3 protein-coding genes and 1 pseudogene are annotated in these 3,539 nt (G+C 48.9%); 2 read left to right on the forward strand and 2 right to left on the reverse strand.

What is annotated here, in order from left to right:
* Positions 1-350, reverse strand: a pseudogene (locus tag K4A83_RS20475) (hypothetical protein); the annotation flags it as partial.
* Between the two features lie 242 nt (positions 351-592).
* On the opposite strand from K4A83_RS20475, the gene K4A83_RS20480 reads away from it, so the two are divergent.
* Together K4A83_RS20480 and cobT are read left to right on the forward strand one after the other, a co-directional pair.
* Complete coding sequence (locus K4A83_RS20480) at positions 593-1,300, forward strand: DUF2232 domain-containing protein (RefSeq protein WP_265266554.1); 708 nt, start codon at positions 593-595, stop codon at positions 1,298-1,300.
* Positions 1,290-2,375, forward strand: coding sequence for a nicotinate mononucleotide-dependent phosphoribosyltransferase CobT (gene cobT / locus K4A83_RS20485; RefSeq protein ID WP_265266555.1), 1,086 nt, complete (start codon positions 1,290-1,292; stop codon positions 2,373-2,375). Before K4A83_RS20480 ends, cobT begins: the two co-directional genes overlap by 11 nt.
* Positions 2,376-2,452: 77 nt before the next feature.
* Here cobT and ribE read toward each other — a convergent pair whose 3' ends face one another.
* Positions 2,453-3,145, reverse strand: a complete 693-nt coding sequence (ribE, locus tag K4A83_RS20490; RefSeq protein WP_265266556.1) for a riboflavin synthase — start codon at positions 3,143-3,145, stop codon at positions 2,453-2,455.
* Between the last annotated feature and the right edge of the window lie 394 nt (positions 3,146-3,539).

Below are 3,539 nucleotides of genomic sequence, written 5' to 3' on the forward strand. Positions count from 1 at the left end.
TTGTAGTTGTTTGATTGGGGTTGACCTTTCTTACAATTGTCATAGAAACGAGAAATAGCAGACCATGCCCTTTCTGCCGATGCTTGTCTAGCTGTAGAGTTAAGGTCATTAGCGAACTTAAATTCTTGGGCTAAAACCGCACAATACTTATTGAGAGAATATTTACCTATTTTATCCTCTGGTTTAGCATCCATCCAAAGTCTTAAAGCTTTGTTTCTTAAAGCTTTGTTTCTGATGAATTGAACTGTGCGAAAGGGGGTTTGGGGGGCTTCCCCCCAAATAACAATGGCATCATCAATGGCAGCAGATTGACTTGGTTTTAATACTGCTTTCATTTCCAGGACAATCATTGTTTATCGACCTCAAACAACTAGTGTATAGTAACATATACAGCACAAATTGTCATGCCAAGAGTGATCCCTGAGCCTTAGCTAAAGAGTCGTGCTTCGCTGTTTCTATACGGGTCGGGTTTCATCCCGTCGGTAAAACCGAGGGTCTTCACCCGACATTGCAGATAAATCGACAATTCCGCATTATACCCCACAATGAAACCTATAGACAAGTTGAAGTAGGAGAGAGCATGAGCAATGGCATGGAAGATGTAAACTGGGTGGATCTCGATCAAAAAGAGGCAATCCCCCCGCCCCAACAGCCATCTTCCTCCTTCATCAATGAACGGCAGTCCATCCCCCTAGAAATGGTGGAAACCGCCTTTCTCGCCAGCGCGGCCAGTCTCATCTGGCTGATTAACTATTACTTCCCCCTCGGTCCAATTTTGCGCATTTTCTTCCCCATTCCCTTAGCCTTGATTTACCTGCGCTGGGGAGGTCGGGCGGCCGGGATGGGGGCGCTAGTCTCAGGACTACTCCTTTCAGTGTTGATGGGACCGACCCGCAGTATTTTGTATATTATCCCCTTTGGTCTATTGGGAGTACAACTGGGCGCGGTTTGGCGGAGACAAGGGAGTTGGTACTTTTCCATTTTTACCGGGACTCTCCTAGGCGGGTTGGGCTTCCTGTTGCGGTTTTGGCTGTTATCGGTCTTTTTAGGCGAGAATCTTTGGGTTTATGTGGTCAATCAGATGACCGTTTGGGTAGATTGGCTTCTGCTGCGTCTGGGGATTCTCGCCCAACCAACCCCCCTCATCATTGAAGGGGTAGCACTGGGAGCTATTTTTATCAACAGTTTGCTCTATTTATTTGTGGTGCATTTAGTGGCGCTGTTGGTGTTCGACCGTTTGGGCAACCCTATCCCCCGTCCGCCCCTCTGGGTTCAGATTTTATTTGAATATGACTATTAAATGCTATACCCAGCATCCGGTCGGTCAACAGTGGTTACAACGCCATCGGGGTCAATTACCCCATCTAGCCTGTGTGTTGGGGTTTACGGAAACTGGCTTAATTGAAGGGATTTCGGCGGCTGGTGCAACGCCCCAAGATCGACAATATACAGCCCTGGCCGATGGGGAATTTCTGGTCAGGGGGAGGCAACCGAATCCCTGTTTTCCCTTGCCTCCCCTGATAGTGGGGGCTTCTCCGGTGTTCATTAGTCGGGCTGTGGTGGAGGCGTTTGGGCTACCTGTAACCCTGTTCAATGCGGGACTCCCTCAACCTCCTGCGGTGCCTTCTGTGGACTTACAAGGGCGTTGGGCCCGTTGTGTCAGTAGTGGTCAGGCTTTGCCCTTGGGAGTCGTTGAACACCTGCTACAGCAAGGGTTAGATTGGGGGGGCCGTTTGGGGCAAAAAGCGCAAAGTTACTTCATTGTAGCCGAGTGTGTGGTTGGGGGGACTACCACCGCCCTGGGGGTGTTACGGGGGTTAGGGGTAGATGCAGAGGGGAAGGTCAACAGTAGCCATCCCTGCTGTAATCATGCCCAGAAAGGGCGTTTGGTAGAGGCTGGATTAAAGGCGGCGCAGTGGTGGGAACAACCGTCCCCTCGGAATCCCTTGGCGTTGGTGGCGGCCGTGGGGGACCCCATGCAGGTGGTGGCGGCTGGGATGGCCATTGCTGGGAGTCAACATGGGGGGGTGCTATTAGCCGGGGGGACGCAGATGTTGGCGGTTTATGCTTTGGCTGAGGCGATCGCACAATTTTATCAGTGGTCTTGGCAACCCCACCGAGTCGTAGTCGGAACCACGCGCTGGGTCGCCGAAGATCCCACCGGGGACACCATAGGCCTCGCCCAAGCCCTAGGTTCCGTTTCCTTGCTCGCCAGCCAACTCAACTTTAGTCAGTCTAAATATGCCGCCCTCCGGGCCTATGAGGAGGGGTATGTGAAAGAAGGAGTCGGGGCTGGGGGTTGTGCGATCGCCTCCCATCTCATCCAAGGCTGGACATCCCAACAACTCCTAGCCGCCGTCGAGCATTTAGTTTAGCTTTTTCCCCAACCTAAAGTCAGCAGGGGTCGCCCGTTATACCCGTAGGGTTAGCGGGGGATAACTTCACCTAACGCCTAGAGATAACCATGTTCGCTTAAAAACTCCAGACTAATCGCCTCCACTTCCCTCCCCTTGCTACCCTGCGGATAGCTCAATAATTTAGCCACATATTTACCCAAAATATCCCCCTCCAAATTTACCCAAGCCCCCGGTTCTAAAACCGAGAGATTAGTTTCCGCGTAAGTATGGGGAATCACAGCCACAGTAAACCATTGTCCTTGGGAGTCACAGTCAGCAATAGTTAAACTAATCCCATTCACCGCAATACTCCCTTTAGAGACAAGATAAGGGGCAATAAAACGCTGCCACTGTTCCCCTAACTCCCCCACTGGAGCAAACCTAATCTGCCAAGAGGTTTCTTGGGGTAAAGCTTCCACTAAACACCCCACCCCATCTACATGACCAGAGACAAAATGCCCCCCCAATTTACTCCCCACCCTCAAAGCCGTTTCAATATTCACCGGAGTCCTTTCTTGGCAGCGTTGGCCTAAGCTAGTTCGTTGTAAGGTTTCAGGAGAAGCCGTGGCGACAAAACCTTGTCCTAATATAGTTTCAATGGTTAAACAAATCCCATCTACCGCTACGCTATCCCCTACCTCAAACTCTGCTACTAAGGAGGACGATGTAGCCCCTTCTAAAGTGATGGCAAATTGATCATTTCCGTAAGGTTCTAAGATACCTTGAGCTTGAATAATTCCAGTGAACATAGATATTTTTTGATAGATATTTTTTAATTGAGTTGATTGCTTTTATTTTTTATGTTATTATTTAGATAATGGAAATATTTTCATGAATTATAAAACATGAAACAATCCAATTGTACATTAAATAATAGCAAAGTCAAGATAATTAGTCAAGAAAAACCCTCTTTTTATAATGTCGTGTAATGTCGTGAACTTGTTGCTCAGTTAACCCAGTTGCCCTTTGAGCGGGTTCAATCCCTACAACAAGGCTTCAATTCTCACCCTAACTAATCCCATCGTGTTTGATAACCTGTGTAAATTCCTCGCCGAAACCTTTCCCGAAGACCTCGCCACTTGGCTTTTAGGGAATCCCATTACACTAACCCAACTCAGTCCCACGGAACTCTTTAATGAACCC

The sequence above is a fragment of the Spirulina subsalsa FACHB-351 genome, assembly GCF_026130165.1.
Classification (GTDB): domain Bacteria; phylum Cyanobacteriota; class Cyanobacteriia; order Cyanobacteriales; family Spirulinaceae; genus Spirulina_A; species Spirulina_A subsalsa_A.

What these genes read in the sequence shown, in the direction of transcription:
- cobT (WP_265266555.1), top strand. Translation starts at nt 1,290, where the DNA reads ATGACTATTAAATGCTATACCCAGCATCCGGTCGGTCAACAGTGGTTA.
- K4A83_RS20480 (WP_265266554.1), top strand. Translation starts at nt 593, where the DNA reads ATGGAAGATGTAAACTGGGTGGATCTCGATCAAAAAGAGGCAATCCCC.
- ribE (WP_265266556.1), bottom strand. Translation starts at nt 3,145, where the DNA reads ATGTTCACTGGAATTATTCAAGCTCAAGGTATCTTAGAACCTTACGGA.